Here is a 16,950-nt window from a genome sequence, read left to right as displayed (position 1 = left end):
CGGTCACGCTTCATATGAGGAGGAAATCATGAGTTCAGTGCAGATGACGGTTGACGGCATGACCTGCGGGGGCTGCTCGGGCCGTCTCAAGCGAGTGATGGAGGCCGCGGAGGGAGTCGCGTCGGCCGAGATCGAACTGGCGACCAAGCAGGTGGTCGTGGCCTTCGACCCGGCGCTGATCGATCGGCAGGGGCTCGAAACGATCGTGAAGGATGCGGGCTTCACCGTCGTTCCCGCCTGATTGGCTCCCAACCGATGCGAAGGCGGCGCGTGTCGGGGATGACGGCGCCTTCGCATCCCAAACCAACAGCCATCACACTCAACAGCCATGCCGGGGGGCGGGACCATGAGCGACCGACTGGGGACAGCGCCGATCCAGAAGCCGACGATGCGCGCCGCGCTACGGTTGCTGGGTGGCTACTGGATTTCGCGCGACCGATACTGGGCATGGCTGCTGCTGGGAACCAGCATCGCGCTCCGCTCCGGGTCGGTATGGTGCACGTTGCAGTTCTCGTTGTGGAACAAGCGGCTCTACGACGCGATCGGCGTCCGCAATCTCGACGCCTTCTGGTCCGAGCTTCTGTTCGTGGCCGGGCTCAGCCTGATCGCGGTCCTGGTCGATACCTTCACCATCTGGATCAGGATGATCCTGCAGATGCGCTGGCGGGTGTGGCTGAACGACCGGTTCCTGGCCGGCTGGCTGGAAAACAAGAGCTATTACCGGATCGAGCGCGCCGGACAGATCGACAACCCCGACCAGCGCATCGCGCAGGATCTGGCCCTCTACTCCGAAAAGGCGCTGGAATACGGGTTTGAGATTTATCGCCAGCTCGGGGTCATCGTTACGCTTGGCGTAGTCCTGTGGGCCGCATCGCGCGCGCTTCACTTCGACATGGGCGGGCATTCGGTGGCGATACCGGGCCTCGCCTTGTGGGTGATGATCCTGTTCGTGCTGGGCGGCAGCGCGATCGTCGAATGGATCGGCCGACCGCTGAACCGGACGCGCTATCGCCAGCAAGCCTATGAGGCGGATTATCGGTTCGATCTGGTCCGGGTGCGCGAATATGCCGAACCGATCGCGCTCTATGCGGGCGAGCAGGCCGAGAGCGCACGGCTGGGCACCGCATTCGCGCGGGTTCGCGGAAACTGGAAAAAGTTGGTCGGCGATACCAAGCGGGTCATGCTGGGCGTCGACAGCGTCAACCAGTTCGGACAGGTACTGCCCTATCTGATCGCCACTGGCGGCTATTTCAGCGGGCACATGACGCTGGGAGACCTGACCCAGATGGTGCAGGCCTGTCTTCAAATCCGCATCGCGCTGTCCTGGTTCGTCCTCAACTATCGCGAACTGGCCGAGTTGCGCGCGACAAGCCGTCGCATCTGCGAATTCGACGGACTGCTCGCTGGCCGCGCCGGGGCGGCGAAGGGATCCGAGGGGGGCGGCGCCCTGACCATCGAGGCCAGTGGCGACGAGATGCTCCGCACTCGCGACCTGACACTGGTGACGCCGGAGGGACTCGCATTGACCGATCCGGTTTCGCTGACCATCCGCCCCGGCTCGTCAAGCGTGGTGTGCGGGCCGTCCGGATGCGGCAAATCGACCTTTCTGCTCGCGCTTGCCGGGCTGTGGCCGCACGCACGGGGCAAGATCGAACTGCCCACCGGACCCGCGATGTTCATCCCGCAGCGCCCATATGTTCCAGGCGGCACGCTGAAAGCCGCGCTCGTCTATCCGGCGGCGCTGGACGATTTTACTGACCGGGATTGTCGCGCCGCCCTCGTCTCGGCCCGGCTGCCTCGCCTCGTCGAACGGCTGCGCGACATGGCACCATGGCAGAAGTGTCTGTCGCCGGGCGAGCAGCAGCGGCTGGCCTTCGCGCGGCTCTTCCTTCACCGACCGTCGCTGGCCTTCCTCGATGAAACCACGTCGGCGCTCGACCAGGATACCGAGGAGCTTCTCTACCGGCGGCTGCGCGACGCCCAGCCCGACCTGACCATCGTCAGCGTCGCGCACCGGGGATCGGTGATCGCGCTCCACGACCAGATTTTCACCATTTCCCCCGTCGGGGATGCGCCGGTCGTACCGGCATCAGCAGCGCAGGAAACGTTGTCCGAGACGCTCAAAAAGGCGCCGGCAACATCCCGTTGAGGAAAACTCAACACCAAAACAGGGGGTGTAGGACAATGAAATATTGCAATGAATTCGGTCGCATGGGTCTGCTCGTCGCGGGGCTTGCCGTATCGTTCCCGGTTGCCGCCCTGGCGCAAGCCGTGCCGGAAAAGCGGGACGGCGCCGACACGCGCGAAGGTGGCTCGGACATCGTCGTGACCGGCTCGCTGCTGCCCGGCACGGACAAGGAAACGGCTGGACCAATGGTGGTCATCACCGCCGAGGATATGCAGGAAAAGGGTTTCGGCGAGGTCTCCGACGCGCTGCGTAGCCAGTCTTTCATGACCGGGGCCATGCGGGACTCCACGCCGGGAACCGGCAACATGCAGGGGGTCAAGCAGATCAATCTGTTCGGCTTGGGGGCCAGCTATACCAAGGTGCTCGTCAACGGCCGGCCGACCGCCAATTATCCGCTCAACAACAATTCGGGCGACGCCGGAAATTTCGCCAATCTGGCGAATGTTCCAATGGCCATGGTGGACCGGATCGAGATCCTGCCGGGAACCCAGTCCGCGATCTATGGCGCGGATGCGGTCGCCGGGGTCGTCAACATCATCCTGAAGACCAGCCTCGACAAGACCACGGTATCGTTGCGCGGTTCGGGCTATAGCGAGGGCGGCGGCCGGGGCATCCGGGCGCAACTGACCGGCGGCGCTACCCTGCCGACCGGCGGCACGCTGACCTTTGGGTGGGAATTTAACGATCGCCAGGCCATTCTAGGCATCGATCGGGCCAGGACCGCCTATTCCCCCTTCAAGGACGAGGCCTTCGCCCGTCTGTCGTCCAGCAGCTATTATGATCCGGGCACCGCAGGATGCGCCGCGATGGCCGGGTTGTTCGGCGGCACCATGACGTATCGCGCCGAAGGCGCGGCGCGCTATTGTGGCAGCGACTATACGCGCAGCATGCTGGCCACCTACGACAGCGCGCGGCGCAATGGGAGCGGCTATCTCAGCCTGAGCCAGCCGCTGTCGGGCGACCATGTCCTCTATGTCGACCTGACGGGTACGCTGTCGCGCACCGTGTCCAATTTCGGTCCCGTCTATGTCTGGCAGAACTTCCTCGATACCGGGTCGGGGCGGACCTATCTTGTCTCGCGCGAAATCGCACCCGAGGAGATGGGCGACTGGACCACTTCGGCCGCCCGCCAGTTTGGTCGCCAATATGACGTCGCCATCGGAGCGCGCGGGTCGATGGCCCGTGGCGGGTGGCGATATGATTTTTACGGCTCGCGATCGGACTCGCGGCTGAAGCAGAAAACGCTGCTGCCTGTTCAGGCCACGATGACCAGCTATCTGACGCAGCGATACGGCAATATCGCGCAGGTGTTCGTCCCGTTGACTCCCGAGGAGTATCGCGGCTTTTCCGGCATTCAGACGCGCCTCGCCTCCGACCGGATACAGCAGATTCTCGGCAAGGTCTTCAACAGCACGCTGCTCGATCTACCCGGTGGCAGCGCGGGGCTCGCGATCCAGGGCGAGATCGGGGACGAGAAATGGATCGACACCCCCGATGCTGGGTATCAGGCGGGCCTCTATTTCGGGGGAGCGCAACTGGCCTCGCTGGGGTCTCGGCGTCATGCCGGGATCGCTGGCGAACTGGCGCTGCCTGTACTGCCCTGGCTGAGCGGCAGCTTCGCGGCGCGCTATGACGGTTATGCCTATGTCGGGAAATCGCTCGGCCGGGCAACCTGGAAGGGCGGAGTGGAACTGCATCCGGTCGACAGCCTGGTGTTCCGAGGCGGCATGGGCACCGCGTTCCGCGCGCCTGACATGTCCTATCTGTTCCTCGGCCAAAGCACCGGGAACAGCAACAATTACGACCTGTACCTGTGCGACCAGATGGGCGTATCAAGAACGTCCAACAGTTGTCGCTACATCATGCGCAACACCTCGTCGGGAAATCTTGACCTGAAGCCCGTGACCGCTCGGTCCTGGACCGTTGGCGCGATATGGTCGCCGACCAAGGCGCTTCGCCTGAGCGCGGATTTCATGAACATCACCATCCGCAACGAGGTGCGGGCGCTGACGGTCGCGAACATCCTGTTCGACGAAGCCGCCTGTCGTGAAGGACGCGACGTTTCGTACCTGTCCAGCTGCGACTATGCCCGGTCGCTGGTCAAGCGCGATCCCGCGACGGGCCGCGTGACCGACATCACCCGCGGCTTCTTCAACGTCTCCACCAAGCAGACCCAGGCACTGATGATCGCCGCGCAATATACGCTGCCTGCGGCGTCGATCGGTACATTCCGTCTGGACGCCAATTACAATCGGACGCTGCTGTTCAAGTCGCAGGCGGACTCGGTGTCGCCGATCGTCGACCAGCTGAAGAACCCCAATAACGGCGGCATCTTCAAGGATATATTGAATGCCAGCGTGACACTGGACCGTGGGCCGTTCAGCGGGACCGTGTTCGTGAACCGCTATGGCGCCTCGCCCAACTATGCGCTGCTGGTCGGAGGCCCGACCTCGACCAGCTATGGAACACCCGGATGGGACAGCGGATGGACGCTGGTGAACCTGAGCGCGCGATATGACCTGGGTGCAGGCCTGAACGTCAGCGGTGTCGTGAACAATGTTGCCAACCGGATGCCGCCGTCCAACAATTGGCAGGGCTTTCCCGGTTACAATGCATCGCTGTTCAACGTCTATGGCCGCAGCTTCATGCTGGAGGTGAGCAAGTCGCTCTAAAGAGCAGTGGTTGTTCCGCCCCGACCCCACGAACGCGGGGCGGAACGGTGCTGATCGACACAGGGGGGGGCAGGTTGGAATGAAGGCTCGGGTCGCCGCGAACGAACGACATCTATACGATCTGGATCATCTCTTGCGTGAAATGGGGCGGAGCTTCACGCAGATCTACCATGCGCGTCGCAAGTTCGGCGTCGATATCGTGCGGCAGGCGGAATCCCTCGCCGCGACGATCGCCGCGGCGGACCGAGCCTATGACGCGCACGAATTTCACGCCCTTCTCGACCGGTTCATCTTCACGCCGGGTGTCCAGCGAGCCGGCAGCCGGTCCTGGCACGCGATGCCGAGCAACGTCGGCGTCCTGCCACGGGAATTCTACTTCGAATTCTTCCTGCGGACCCGGTCTGCGGTAGGAGGCTATGATGCCTATGTCGGCGATCTTCTGAAGCGACCGGAGGTGATTGAATTCTACACCGGGATACAGGATGGACCGGATCGCATCGAGGAGATCGGCTGTCTTGCGCTCCAAAGCCGGCAGCGCCTGTATGAAAGGCCATCGCATGGTCGCCTCCCGACGGTGACGACCGATATTCCGATCGCGGGAAAGGTCGCCCGCGTCGCCATCGACAACATGGGTCCGAACATGGCCCAGTATCCCGATTTCTATTCGGCGCTGGAAGAACGTCTGTTCGATTTCTATCAGACGATCGCGACGTTCGGGCATCTCATCTTCGACGTGCGGGGTAATCCGGGTGGCTTTACCCCGTTCGTCGAACGGATGCTGGTCGGCCCGCATTTGAGCGCCCCGGTCGAATTGAGCGGGTTCGTTCTATTTCCCCGGTATGATGCGGGCGATCATGTCCATCTGTGCACCGAGACCTTTTATCCGATGGACCGCTATCCTCGGATAGACCTGTCCACGATGGTCGGGCGGGGAATGCTCCCGGCGCTGGACGCCGATGACGAAGCCATGCTCGACGCGGGCGCGTACAATCATTGGATGACATTCTCGCCGACCATCCGCCGAAGCCCCTTTGCCGGAAAGATCTGGATCCTGATCGATGAGGTGACGGGCTCCGCGTCGGAAGTATTGGCGATCCTGGCACGTCAGGTTGGCATCGCGCAGATTGTCGGAGAACAATCGGCGGGCAACCATTCCAAGTCGCGGGGACAGGGCTCGCTGCTCTTCATCGCCCTCCCCTATTCCGGGATGGTCGTGACCTGGGATCCGGTGTATTTCACCGACGCCGCGGGCCGTCACGCCCATGAACATCATGTCCTTCCTGATCATGAAAACCGGCTAGGGCTGGATGCGTTGCAAACCACCCTGGCAATCATTTTGGAAAGCGAAGGCTGACTAGGTTCAGGACCCATTAATGTGAGCGTCGTGATCTGATTCAGGCTTCGCGAGGAGACGGGGATGAGCGACCTGTTTTGGCTAACGGACGAGCAGATCGAGCGGCTGCGGCCGTTCTTTTCGAAGAGCCATGGTAAGCCTCGGGTGGACGATCGTCGGGTGCTGAGTGGTATCGTATTCGTCAATCGCAACGGGCTGCGCTGGCGAGAGGCACCCAAGGACTACGGCCCGCACAAGACGTTATATAACCGTTGGAAGCGCTGGGGTGAGGCAGGCGTGTTCACGCGGATGATGGAGGGCTTGGCTCCGGCGGACGCCGAGCCGAAGACGGTCATGATCGACGCGACCCCGGCCTTCGCCGGGGCAGGCTTTACCTGAAGGTGCACCGCACGGCATTGAGCCTGCGGGTTAAAAAGGGGATCTCGGGCGCACCAAGGGCGGCATGAACACCAAGCTCCATGCGGTCGCCGACACGAACGGACGCCCGTTGAGCTTCTTTATGACAGCAGGCCAGGTCAGCGACTACACTTGCGCGGCAGCGCTGCTGAGCTGGCCCCCATTTCGACCGGACGGATTCAAGCCTAAGAAGGAGGCTTGGGGCTATCCCCTAAGCATAGGCTTATGTCCGTGTCCGAAATCATCACCGACGGCGGTCGTCGCCGTCACTGGAGCACGCCTGAGAAGCTGAGGATCGTCGAGGAGACGCTCGATGGTCGCGAGAGCATATCGGTGGTGGCACGCCGCAACGGCGTGGCGCCGAACCTGCTGTACCGCTGGCGGCGGCTGATGCTGGAGGGCGGGAGCGTCGCGGTCGCCGGCGACGACGACGTGACCAGCAATCGCCAGGTCCGCGAGATGGAGACCCGCATCCGCGAACTGGAGCGCCAGCTCGGCCGCAAGACGCTGGAGGTCGAGATCCTGAAGGAGGCGCTGGAGCGCTCACGCCCAAAAAAAGCGAGCTTGCTCATGCACTCGCCGTTGCCGGAGACTATCCGGTGAGCCTGGTCGCCAAGACGCTCGGGGTCGGGCGCTCGACGGTGTACGACCGCCTGACCGGCCGCACCCGGACGCGCGGGCCGTACGCCAAGGCCGACGACGCGGACCTGCTGCCCCGCATACGCCAGATCGCCGCGCAGCGGCCCACCTACGGCTACCGCCGCATCGCGGCAGTCCTCAATCGACAGCAACGCGCCGAAGGACTGGCGCCGGTCAATCACAAGCGCGTCTATCGCATCATGGCCGCGGACCGCCTGCTGCTGGCGCGGCGCTACACCGAGCGGGCCGACTATGGCCATGACGGCGTCGTGGTGGCGATCCGCTCGAACCTGCGCTGGTGCTCGGACGGCTTCGAGTTCACCTGCTGGAACGGCGAGGTCGTGCGCGGCGCCTTCATCATCGACGCCCATGACCGCGAGATCATCGCCTGGCGCGCGATCGCCAATGCGGGCATCAGCGGCTCGGACGTGCGCGACATCATGCTGGAAGCCGTGGAAACCCGCTTCGGCGGTATGCGCGCGCCCGTGCCGGTCGAGATGCTGTCCGATAACGGCTCGGCCTATACTGCCCGCGAAACACGCACCTTTGCCCGGCAGCTGGGCCTCAAACCCTGCTTCACGCCCGTTCGCAGCCCGCAGTCCAACGGCATCTCGGAGGCCTTCGTTCATACCCTCAAGCGCGATTACGTCCGCGTCTCGCCGCTGCCTGATGCTCCCACCGCGTTGACATCGCTTGCCGGATGGATCGAGGACTACAACGACAACCACCCCCATTCAGGGCTCAAAATGCGTTCACCGCGCGAACATCGCGCACTGGTTTCTGCAACCGCCTGAATCCGTCCGGTGAAACGGGGGCCAGATCAGTCAGATGGATGAGCATCTGGCCACTGGCATCCTTTGAGGATGAGCAGCGGAAGCAGGATAAACACCACGAGCAGGGCAGCGCACCCACGGGTTCGCCGTTTCCAATTGTCCTCTTTGGCAACGTTGGTCATCGAAGGCAGACTGCCAGCGAGAACTAAAGCTCGCAACGACTCCGTCAGCGTGATGCAGGTCGATCGGATCTCACTCGCGGCACCAGTCCCACGGCATCAGCTCGTCAAGCCGGTTGATCGGGTGACCCCGCCCGACCCGGTCGAGTACGTCGGCGAGCCAGTGCTGCGGATTGACGCCGTTGAGCTTGGCGGTTTCGAGCAGGCTGTACATGGCGGCAGCGCGCTCGCCATCGCAATCGGCGCCGGCGAACATCCAGTTTTTTCTGCCTAACGCGATGCCACGCAGGGCGTTCTCGGCCAGGTTGTTGTCAATCTCGAGTTGCCCGTTCTCGGTATAGGTGAGCAGCGCGGGTTTGAGCCGGACCGCATAACGGAGCGCCTCGGCCAGCGGCGTGCGCGACGACACCTTGCCCAGCACGCCGTCGGCCCATGCGAAGAAGTCGAGCGCGGTTACCGACCCATGTCCGGACAGTATCAAATATCATACACGTCGTGCGTTGATCGCGTTCAGACGCCGCGTACGTCCTTGTCGCATTCGTGCTCTACGACGTGCACCAGATAGTCGAGCGACGTGCGCAACTCAGCCCGGCTCAGTACCCCGCCCAGCGATATGCGTACCGCCTGCTCGGGGTCGCCCGCCACGGTGAAGGCGTCACTGACCACAATGCTGAGGTCCGACGTCCGCATCTTCGCGGCAAAGGCCGATCGCTGCCACGGTTCGGGTAGCGACAGCCAGAGGTGGAAGGCATGCGGGTCGGTCCGGTGCATGAGGCCAGCCAGCGCCTGTGCCGCGATCTTCTGCCGCGCCGCCGTTTCGCGGCGAACCGCCTCCACCACAGCGGTCGCGGTCCCGTCTTCGATCCACAGTGTCGACAGCGCGGTCGTCATCGGCGACGCCATGACGCAAGTGGTGCGCAGATAGCCGGTCACCGGCCAGAGCCGGCGTTGGTCGGGCGCGACCAGATAGGCGATCCGCAACCCCGCCCCTACGCATTTCGACAAGCTGGCGACGTGGAAAGTGATGTCGGGCGCCAGCGTCACGAAGGCCGGCGGCGGACGGCGGAACAACGCACTATAGGCGTCATCCTCCAGGATCGTGACGTCGTGCGCCCGTGCGACCGCAATGGTGCGCAGCCGACGCTCCTCCGGCATGGTCGCGGTGGTGGGGTTCAGCAAGGTAGGATTGAGGTACAGCACCTTGGGCGCATGTTCGCGGCACAATGCCTCGAAGGCATTGGGATCGATCCCCTCGCCATCGATCGGCACACCGACCAGTTTGAGCCCCATGCGCTGCGCGATGGTGCGGATCGCGGGATAGGTCAGCGCCTCGCACAACATCGTATCGCCCGGCTGGGTCAGCGACTGCAACACCGCCTGAAACGCGACATGGGTGCCGGGACAGATCACCAGCCGCTCCGGCTCCACCACTACGCCACGCGGGCGCAGGAACCGGGTCGCGGCCTCGCGCTGGATATAGGTGCCGCCAAACCCCTGATAGCGCAGCAGCGTGGGCAGGTCGCGCGTCACTTTCTGAAAGCCAGCCTGCATCCGATCGAGCAGCGCGCGTTCCTCGGGTTCGGGCGGGACGTTCATCGTCAGATCGACGACCGAAGGGCGGGCCGCGACATGCGGGCGCTGCGACTGGCCGGCGACGAACGTGCCCTGCCCCACGCGGGATGCAACCGATCCGCGCCGCTGCGCCTCGATATAGCCGCGGGCGACGGTGGTGAAATTGAGCCCCAGCCGTTCTGCCAGATCGCGCTGCGGCGGCAGCCGGTCCCCCACGCGAAGCCGGCCATGACGAACGTCGTCGGCAATGGCGTCGGCAATGGCGCGATAATGCGGCTTTCCGAACCGTGCCAGATCCGGGGTCCAATGCTGCGCTGCCATCCCGCTCTCCTTCCCGCAATGCCTACCAGTATCGACGATGCAGTCAATCGGCCCGTCGTTCCTATTGAATGTATTTGATTAATCCTATGCAGTCATTTGCCACTTTTTGCCACATTGACCGCATTTTTCTGGAAGGCCATATTGCGTTACTGCCGTCACGGCTTCCGAATTCGCTAGATTCACATCAGATTGCCGCTATTTTCCACCGCTCTGACGCGCAGCAGTATATAATTGACTACATTATCTATGGCGGATTTTTTCCGGTCATTGACTCGCATGCCATCCTGTCATTTCATGCATTGCATCGCAGCACGAAAGAGGTGGTAGACATGCCGACCGTTACCAAAGCGCCGCATCAGAAGGGCGATTTCTTCGTCGATTACGAACAGAAGGTGTTCGAGGACGTAAAGGCCGATCCCGGCGAAAAGGCGCTGGTGACATTCCACACGGTCGCGTTCGAAGGATCGATCGGCCTGGTGAACATGCTGCAGGCGACCCGGTTGCAGCGCAAGGGGTTCGAAACCAGCGTGCTGCTCTATGGTCCCGGCGTGACGCTGGGCATCCAGCGTGGCTTTCCGACGCTGGGCGACGAAGCCTTTCCCGGACACATGGCCGTCAACAACCAGATCGAAAAATTCATGAAGGAAGGCGGCAAGGTCTATGCCTGCCGTTTCGCCCTGCAGGCGCTGTACGGCCATGGCGAGCCGTCGCTGATCCCCGGCATCACGCCGATCGCACCGCAGGACGTGCTCGACCTCGTGCTGCTGCACCGCAAGGACAATGCCTTCATCCTCGATACCTGGACGCTGTGACGATGGGCGGGGCGATGGACGAGCGCCGGATGGTTCGGGTCGCCGCCGTGCAGATCGCGCCGGTGCTCGACCGCGCGGGCGGTACGCTGGAGCGCGTTCTGAACGTGATCGGCGAGGCGGGGGAAAAGGGTGTGGGCCTGATGGTCTTTCCAGAGACCTTCCTGCCCTATTATCCCTATTTCTCGTTCATCGACCCGCCCTATCGCATGGGGGCCAAGCATCTGGCGCTGTACGACGAGGCGGTCGTCGTGCCGGGACCGATCACGCAGGCATTGGCCGCCGCCGCGCGGACCCATGCGATGGTGCTGGTCGTCGGCGTCAACGAACGCGACGGCGGCACCCTATATAACACGCAACTGATCTTCGACCGCGACGGCACGCTCGCGCTCAAGCGCCGCAAGATCACCCCGACCTATCACGAACGGATGATCTGGGGTCAGGGGGACGGATCGGGGCTGCGGGCCGTGGATACCGCGGTCGGCCGGGTCGGCGCGCTGGCGTGCTGGGAGCATTACAATCCCCTCGCCCGCTATGCGTTGATGGCGGATGGCGAGGAAATCCATGCCAGCCAATTTCCCGGGTCGATGGTCGGCGATATCTTCAGCGACCAGATCGAGGCCGCGATCCGACATCATGCCGCCGAAGGCGCCTGTTTCGTGGTCAATGCCACCGGCTGGCTGAGCGACGAACAACGTGCCGCCATCGCGCCCGACGAAGCCCATCGCCGCGCGATTTCGGGCGGATGTTATACCGCGATCATTTCGCCGGAGGGGCAGCATGTCGTGCCGCCGCTGACCACGGGCGAAGGATTGCTGATCGCCGATTGCGACCTGGCGCTGGTCACCAAGCGCAAGCGCATGATGGATTCCGTCGGCCATTATGCGCGGCCCGAACTGCTGTCGCTGCACCTCGACGACCGACCCAAGCCCGCCATCCAGCGCACCTGCCCTGCCGCCCTTCATGAACGGGAGACCCCGCATGCCATCGACGCCCAGCACCATGACGGCCACGATGATCGCCAAGCTGCAATCGCACGGGATCCGGCTGGCTGATCCCAAGGCCGGCGTCGCCAGCCGACGCGGCGGCGCGGGTCCGTCGGATCACAAGGCGGTGACGATCGATGGCGTCACGGTGATGGTGCCGGTTCATACCGCCCCCGCCTTCGACAGCCCGTTTCAGGCGAGCGCGCCGGATGCCGATGGCCGGGTCGAGGTAACGTGCGACGAACGCCGGGTCGGATCGTTGAACTTCCCGCCCCGGCCGCGCTTCTACGACCGAGCGACGGCGGACGGCATTCCCTATTCGCATATCGCGACGCTGCACGGCCGAGACGTGCTGGCCACGACGATCCTGCAAACGTGCATCCGCTATCAGAGCCGCACCAAGACGTGCCAGTTCTGTGCGATCGGGCAGTCGCTCGCCGCCGGGCGCACGATCGCGCACAAGACGCCGGCACAGCTGGCCGAGGTCGCGCGGGCGGCGGTCGAGCTGGACCGGGTACGCCACATGGTGATGACCACCGGCACGCCGAACGCGACCGATCGCGGCGCGGCGGTCCTGTGCGACAGTGCCGCGGCGGTGAAGGCGGCGGTCGCGCTGCCGATCCAGGGCCAGTGCGAGCCCCCCGACGACGATGCGTGGTTCGCCCGGATGCGCGATGCCGGCATCGATACCCTAGGCATGCATCTGGAGGTCGTGACGCCGGAACTGCGCCAACGGATCATGCCGGGAAAAGCCAGCGTTCCGGTCGAACGCTACATGACCGCCTTTGCCGCCGCCGTGCCGGTGTTCGGGCGCGGACAGGTGTCGACCTATATCCTTGCCGGGCTGGGCGACACGCGCGAGACGCTGCTCGACATTTCCGCGCGGTTGATCGCGCTGGGCGTCTATCCGTTCATCGTGCCGTTCGTCCCGATTTCCGGCACGCCGCTGGAAGGCCATCCCTCCCCCGATCCAGCGTTCATGGCGTCGGTGTTGCAGCCGCTAGCGCGGATGCTGCGCGAGGGCGGTCTCGCTGCCGAGGACGTCAAGGCCGGGTGCGCGCGGTGCGGGGCGTGTTCGGCGCTGTCAACCTTCGAAAAGCTGCTGCCCGCGCGGGAGGCGGCGTGATGGAGATCGCGGTGCCGCGCCCGTTCCTCGCCAGCGATTATATCGTGCGCTTTGCCCGCCAGCCGTGGGAGACGGCTGGCGCGTTCGCGCTGCGTCGACAGGTGTTCTGTGCGGAACAGCGCGTGTTCGAACGCGACGATCGGGATGCCGTCGATGCGCAGGCGATCGCGATCGTCGCGTTGTCGACGCTGGCGGGCGAACCGGACGAGGTGATCGGCACGGTGCGCCTGCACCAGCCAGAACCCGGCATCTGGTGGGGATCGCGGCTGGCGGTCGCGGCCAGCCATCGACGGATCGGGACGATCGGCCCGGCACTCATCCGGCTGGCGGTTTCCAGCGCGCATGCGATGGGCTGCGTTCGCTTCCTCGCGCATGTCCAGCCACAGAACGAGTTGCTGTTCCGCCGGATGCATTGGGCACGGCTGGATACGGTATCGTTGCACGGGCGCGACCATTTGCTGATGCAAGCCGACCTGGACTGGTATCCACCGATCGGCGACGGCGGCACCGGCTTCCACACCGGGCGGCGTGCGGCATGAGTGAGGCGGAACGGCTTGCCCGGCTCATCCGCGACAGTCGGGGCGTCGCGCATAAATGCGACATCGCGCCGGTCGTGGCACGGCTGCGCATGGACGCGCACGGCGACGCAGCTGTGGGGGACGATACTGCCGTCATCCGCCACGCCGACGGCAACCTGCTGTTCGCGATCGAAGGGTTCGTCGCCGATTTCGTCGCCGGCGACCCGTGGTTCGCTGGCTATTGCGGGGTGATGGTCAATCTGAGCGACGTCGCGGCGATGGGTGGACGGGCGATCGCGGTGGTGGACGCGCTGTGGAGCGCCGGCGAGGCGCAGGCCGCCGAAATCCTTGGCGGGATGCGCGACGCCGCGACGCGCTACGGCGTGCCCGTGGTCGGCGGTCATAGCAACCTGAAGGCTGATTCGCCGCAACTGGCGGTGGCCGTGCTGGGCGAAGCGGACCATCCGGTGACCAGCTTCGACGCACGGCCGGGCGACGCGCTGATCGTCGTCACCGATCTGCGCGGGCGGTTCCGCGATCCCTTTCCATGGTGGGATGCCAGCACCGGTACCGCCGACGCCGGCCGGTTGCGCGGGGACCTCGCGCTGCTGCCGATGCTCGCCGGGCGAAACTTGCTGCGCGCGGGCAAGGACATCAGCATGGCGGGCGTGGTCGGAACCGCGATGATGCTGGCCGAAACGTCGCTGGTCGGGTTCGCGATCGACCTCGACTGTGTGCCCCGCCCCGACGGCGTGACGCTGGAGCGCTGGCTGACCGCCTTTCCCAGCTTCGGTTTCGTGCTGGCGGTCGCGCCGGCCGATACCACCGACGTCCTTACTGCCTTCGCCGCGCGCGACATCGCCGCCGCCGTGGCAGGCCACTTCACCGCCGATGCCCGTGCCGTCATCGGCCATGCCGGTGCCACAGCAACCGTCTGGGACTTTGCGCAACCCTTTATCGGCTGCGCCCCCATGCAGGAGGTTCGTACCGATGCCTGAGATGCGCTTCGTCGTCCGCTGGCCCGATGGGCAGGTGGAACGCTGCTACTCCCCCTCCACCATCGTCGCCGAACGGCTGACGGCGGAGACGGACTATCCGCTCGCCGATTTCGTCCGCGCTGCGACGGCGGCGCTGGAGGAGGCGAGCGAGCGGGTCCGCGCGCGCTACGGCATGGGCTGCGGTCATGCCATGCATCAGGCGGACCGGATCCGCGAGGCCGGCCGCCGCTTCGCCGGCATCCCCGGTGCCACCGTCCACATCGAACGCTTCGAATCCTGAGGAGGAACCCATCATGACCGCCACCGCTACGGCGCAACGCCATGTCCCCGTCCTGATCGTCGGGGGCGGCCAAGGCGGATTGTCGCTCAGCTATCTGCTCGGCCAGCAGGGGATCGATCACCTGATCATCGAGAAGAACCGCATCGGCCATAGCTGGCGCTCGGAACGATGGGACAGTTTCTGCCTGGTGACGCCCAATCACCACTGCCGGCTGCCGGGATATGACTATGCCGTCGAGCATGGCGGCACCGATCCCCACGGCTTCATGGTCAAGGACGAGATCGTCGCCTTTATCGAAGCCTATGCAGAGCGGGTGAAGCCGCCGATCCGCGAAGGCGTGGCGGTGACGCGTATCGCGCGCGACGGCGCGCGGTACGCGGTCGAAACGACGGACGGCAGCTATACGGCGGATCAGGTCGTCATCGCGATTAGCGGCTATCATATTCCGGTCATTCCGCGCGTCGGCATGGCCATGCCCGCCCGCGTGACGCAGATCCAGTCGCTCGACTACCGCAATCCGGATGCCCTGCCCGCCGGTGCCGTGCTGGTGGTCGGGTCCGGACAATCGGGATGCCAGATCGCCGAAGACCTGCACCTTGCCGGGCGGCAGGTGCATCTGGCGGTCGGCGACGCGCCGCGTGCGCCGCGCCGCTATCGCGGGCGGGATTCGACCGAATGGCTGGAGGAGATGGGTCATTACGACCTGCCCATCGAAGACCACCCGATGAGCGAGAAGGTCCGCCAGAACGAGAACCATTATCTGACTGGCCGCGACGGCGGGCGCGAGATCGACCTGCGGAAATTCGCGACGCAGGGCATGAAACTGTACGGCATGCTCGCCGGGGTCGACGGGGACGTGGTCCGGTTCCGGCCCGACCTGTCCGAGCATCTCGACCAGGCCGATGCGACGTACAACCGCATTCGCGCGACCATCGACGCCTATATCGAACGCGCTGGCATCCCCGCGCCGACCGAGGAACCCTATGTCCCATGCTGGTCGCCATCCGAGGAGCCGCTGTCGCTCGACTTTGCGGCCGAAGGGATTGGCAGCGTCATCTGGTGCACCGGGTTCCGCATGGATTTCTCGTTCATCGACGTGCCGGTGTTCGACGATCGCGGCTATCCCGATCATCGTCGCGGCATATCGTCGGAGCACGGCTTGTATTTCATCGGCCTGCCATGGCTGAACAGCTGGGGATCGGGCCGATTCCATGCGGTCGGGCGCGATGCGCGGCACATCGTCGACCATATCGCCGCTACCCTTGCCCCCGCTGCCCGGATGAGCGCCGTCGCATGACCGCGATCCTACCGGCGATCCGCCCGGTCGCAACGGACAGCATCCGCATCGGCATGCCCGAAATGTGTCGCGGCGGATTGTCGGAAACATGGCTGTGGAAGGCGGCCGGCCATCGCCACTGGCTCGCACTGGCCACCGCGCACGGCCTCGACCGGCCCGATTTCCGCGACGCGACCGGTGCGCGGCTTTATGCCGCGTTCACCGAAACGCAGCTGGCGGAGGGAAGGCTCGACCGGGTCGGCGAACACGACCTACTGACCTTCGACACACATCTGTCGCGCACCGGTCGCACCCGGTTCCGCAGCATCGTGACGGTATCGACCGCGAAAGAGGTCGTCGGCCGACTGACCTTGGACAGCGCCTTCGTCGGACGACGCCACAAGGGACGCAACCGGTCGGCAGCGCGCGGCTTGGTCGCGCGCCCCTGCCACCTGCTGCCACCCGCGCACACCCATGTTCCATTCCGGCCGGCGACATGGGATTGGATCGGGCCGTTCCAGCGCAAGGATCGTCAGGAACTGGCGTCGTGCGTGATCGATCCCAATCCGCATGAGGATTTCAACGGCGCCGATTTCCTCTATTTCGCGAGCTATGCTGCCCTGGCCGACCGGGCGGAATGGCACTGGTTCCACCAAGCCGATCCAATCGTCACCACCCGGTCGCGTCGAACCTTCTTCCTTGGCAACATCGAACTGGGGGACACGGTGACCGTGCTGTTGTGCGGCACGCGGTCGGAGGGCGACAGCATGTCGCACTGGATCGAACTGCGCCGGACGATCGACGGCGCGCTGCTGGCGGTGAGTTTCGCGGAACGCGGATTGCGGCGCTGATCGGCTGCAGTG

The 16,950-nt window shown here is 64.6% G+C and carries 15 protein-coding genes and 1 pseudogene; 14 read left to right on the top strand and 2 right to left on the bottom strand.

All coding sequences use genetic code 11. The annotated features are described in order from the left end of the window. Positions 1–28: 28 nt before the first annotated feature. From QE385_RS01050 to QE385_RS01025, 6 genes and pseudogenes are all read left to right on the top strand, one after another. Positions 29–241 (top strand): heavy-metal-associated domain-containing protein, encoded by a 213-nt coding sequence (locus QE385_RS01050; RefSeq protein WP_307098198.1) that lies wholly within the window; start codon positions 29–31, stop codon positions 239–241. 105 nt (positions 242–346) lie between these two features. After that, a complete protein-coding gene (locus QE385_RS01045) occupies positions 347–2,149 on the top strand; it encodes an ABC transporter ATP-binding protein/permease (RefSeq protein WP_307098196.1) in 1,803 nt (600 codons plus the stop codon). A 62-nt stretch (positions 2,150–2,211) separates the two neighbouring features. Further along, complete coding sequence (locus QE385_RS01040; RefSeq protein ID WP_307098194.1) at positions 2,212–4,860, top strand: TonB-dependent siderophore receptor; 2,649 nt, start codon at positions 2,212–2,214, stop codon at positions 4,858–4,860. Positions 4,861–4,939: 79 nt separating this feature from the next. Continuing rightward, positions 4,940–6,214 (top strand): S41 family peptidase, encoded by a 1,275-nt coding sequence (locus QE385_RS01035; protein ID WP_307098191.1) that lies wholly within the window; start codon positions 4,940–4,942, stop codon positions 6,212–6,214. A gap of 63 nt (positions 6,215–6,277) precedes the next feature. Further along, positions 6,278–6,773, top strand: a pseudogene (locus QE385_RS01030) (IS5 family transposase); the annotation flags it as partial. Between the two features lie 62 nt (positions 6,774–6,835). Then, a protein-coding gene (locus QE385_RS01025; RefSeq protein WP_307098189.1) for an IS3-like element ISGbe2 family transposase occupies positions 6,836–8,043 on the top strand; the annotation gives its coding sequence in 2 pieces (ribosomal slippage) (positions 6,836–7,160 and positions 7,160–8,043; 1,209 coding nt in all). Between the two features lie 231 nt (positions 8,044–8,274). On the opposite strand, the gene QE385_RS01020 is transcribed toward QE385_RS01025, so the two are convergent. Both QE385_RS01020 and QE385_RS01015 read right to left on the bottom strand, forming a co-directional pair. Beyond that, on the bottom strand, positions 8,275–8,682 hold the full coding sequence (locus QE385_RS01020; RefSeq protein ID WP_307098187.1) for a transposase domain-containing protein: 408 nt from the start codon (positions 8,680–8,682) through the stop codon (positions 8,275–8,277). Positions 8,683–8,711: 29 nt separating this feature from the next. Continuing rightward, on the bottom strand, positions 8,712–10,094 hold the full coding sequence (locus QE385_RS01015; RefSeq protein ID WP_307098184.1) for a PLP-dependent aminotransferase family protein: 1,383 nt from the start codon (positions 10,092–10,094) through the stop codon (positions 8,712–8,714). 329 nt (positions 10,095–10,423) lie between these two features. Between QE385_RS01015 and QE385_RS01010 the strand changes: the two genes are divergently transcribed. Genes QE385_RS01010 through QE385_RS00975 form a run of 8 tightly spaced genes read left to right on the top strand, consistent with a single transcriptional unit; the run spans position 10,424 to position 16,938 of the window. Next, positions 10,424–10,906 (top strand): MSMEG_0572/Sll0783 family nitrogen starvation response protein, encoded by a 483-nt coding sequence (locus tag QE385_RS01010; RefSeq protein ID WP_307098182.1) that lies wholly within the window; start codon positions 10,424–10,426, stop codon positions 10,904–10,906. 14 nt (positions 10,907–10,920) lie between these two features. After that, positions 10,921–11,958: a Nit6803 family nitrilase gene (locus tag QE385_RS01005; protein WP_307098180.1), complete on the top strand. Its 1,038-nt coding sequence runs from the start codon at positions 10,921–10,923 to the stop codon at positions 11,956–11,958. Continuing rightward, entirely contained in the window at positions 11,906–13,015 is a 1,110-nt protein-coding gene (locus tag QE385_RS01000) for an MSMEG_0568 family radical SAM protein (protein ID WP_307098177.1), read from the top strand. The genes QE385_RS01005 and QE385_RS01000 overlap by 53 nt, the downstream gene beginning before the upstream one ends. Beyond that, complete coding sequence (locus tag QE385_RS00995) at positions 13,015–13,554, top strand: MSMEG_0567/Sll0786 family nitrogen starvation N-acetyltransferase (RefSeq protein ID WP_307104500.1); 540 nt, start codon at positions 13,015–13,017, stop codon at positions 13,552–13,554. The genes QE385_RS01000 and QE385_RS00995 overlap by 1 nt, the downstream gene beginning before the upstream one ends. Next, the gene (locus QE385_RS00990) at positions 13,551–14,531 is read left to right on the top strand and encodes a sll0787 family AIR synthase-like protein (protein WP_307098175.1); all 981 of its coding nucleotides are present in this window, start codon (positions 13,551–13,553) and stop codon (positions 14,529–14,531) included. Before QE385_RS00995 ends, QE385_RS00990 begins: the two co-directional genes overlap by 4 nt. Then, positions 14,524–14,811, top strand: a complete 288-nt coding sequence (locus tag QE385_RS00985; RefSeq protein ID WP_307098173.1) for an MSMEG_0570 family nitrogen starvation response protein — start codon at positions 14,524–14,526, stop codon at positions 14,809–14,811. Before QE385_RS00990 ends, QE385_RS00985 begins: the two co-directional genes overlap by 8 nt. A 13-nt stretch (positions 14,812–14,824) precedes the next feature. After that, positions 14,825–16,108 (top strand): MSMEG_0569 family flavin-dependent oxidoreductase, encoded by a 1,284-nt coding sequence (locus tag QE385_RS00980; RefSeq protein WP_307098171.1) that lies wholly within the window; start codon positions 14,825–14,827, stop codon positions 16,106–16,108. Next, positions 16,105–16,938 carry a Pnap_2097 family protein gene (locus tag QE385_RS00975; RefSeq protein WP_307098169.1) on the top strand — a complete coding sequence of 278 codons (834 nt, stop codon included), beginning with the start codon at positions 16,105–16,107 and terminating at the stop codon, positions 16,936–16,938. Before QE385_RS00980 ends, QE385_RS00975 begins: the two co-directional genes overlap by 4 nt. The last annotated feature ends 12 nt before the right edge of the window (positions 16,939–16,950 follow it).

Origin of the sequence: Sphingomonas sp. SORGH_AS_0950 (assembly GCF_030818415.1) — a bacterium.
In the GTDB taxonomy this organism is placed as follows: domain Bacteria; phylum Pseudomonadota; class Alphaproteobacteria; order Sphingomonadales; family Sphingomonadaceae; genus Sphingomonas.
This window is presented reverse-complemented; position numbering and strand designations above follow the sequence as displayed.

Excerpts from the sequence above, each read along its gene's own strand:
- QE385_RS01050 (WP_307098198.1), top strand. The coding sequence starts at position 29 with ATGAGTTCAGTGCAGATGACGGTTGACGGCATGACCTGCGGGGGCTGC.
- QE385_RS01045 (WP_307098196.1), top strand. The coding sequence starts at position 347 with ATGAGCGACCGACTGGGGACAGCGCCGATCCAGAAGCCGACGATGCGC.
- QE385_RS01040 (WP_307098194.1), top strand. The coding sequence starts at position 2,212 with ATGGGTCTGCTCGTCGCGGGGCTTGCCGTATCGTTCCCGGTTGCCGCC.
- QE385_RS01035 (WP_307098191.1), top strand. The coding sequence starts at position 4,940 with ATGAAGGCTCGGGTCGCCGCGAACGAACGACATCTATACGATCTGGAT.
- QE385_RS01015 (WP_307098184.1), bottom strand. The coding sequence starts at position 10,094 with ATGGCAGCGCAGCATTGGACCCCGGATCTGGCACGGTTCGGAAAGCCG.
- QE385_RS01010 (WP_307098182.1), top strand. The coding sequence starts at position 10,424 with ATGCCGACCGTTACCAAAGCGCCGCATCAGAAGGGCGATTTCTTCGTC.
- QE385_RS01005 (WP_307098180.1), top strand. The coding sequence starts at position 10,921 with ATGGACGAGCGCCGGATGGTTCGGGTCGCCGCCGTGCAGATCGCGCCG.
- QE385_RS01000 (WP_307098177.1), top strand. The coding sequence starts at position 11,906 with ATGACGGCCACGATGATCGCCAAGCTGCAATCGCACGGGATCCGGCTG.
- QE385_RS00995 (WP_307104500.1), top strand. The coding sequence starts at position 13,015 with ATGGAGATCGCGGTGCCGCGCCCGTTCCTCGCCAGCGATTATATCGTG.
- QE385_RS00990 (WP_307098175.1), top strand. The coding sequence starts at position 13,551 with ATGAGTGAGGCGGAACGGCTTGCCCGGCTCATCCGCGACAGTCGGGGC.
- QE385_RS00985 (WP_307098173.1), top strand. The coding sequence starts at position 14,524 with ATGCCTGAGATGCGCTTCGTCGTCCGCTGGCCCGATGGGCAGGTGGAA.
- QE385_RS00980 (WP_307098171.1), top strand. The coding sequence starts at position 14,825 with ATGACCGCCACCGCTACGGCGCAACGCCATGTCCCCGTCCTGATCGTC.
- QE385_RS00975 (WP_307098169.1), top strand. The coding sequence starts at position 16,105 with ATGACCGCGATCCTACCGGCGATCCGCCCGGTCGCAACGGACAGCATC.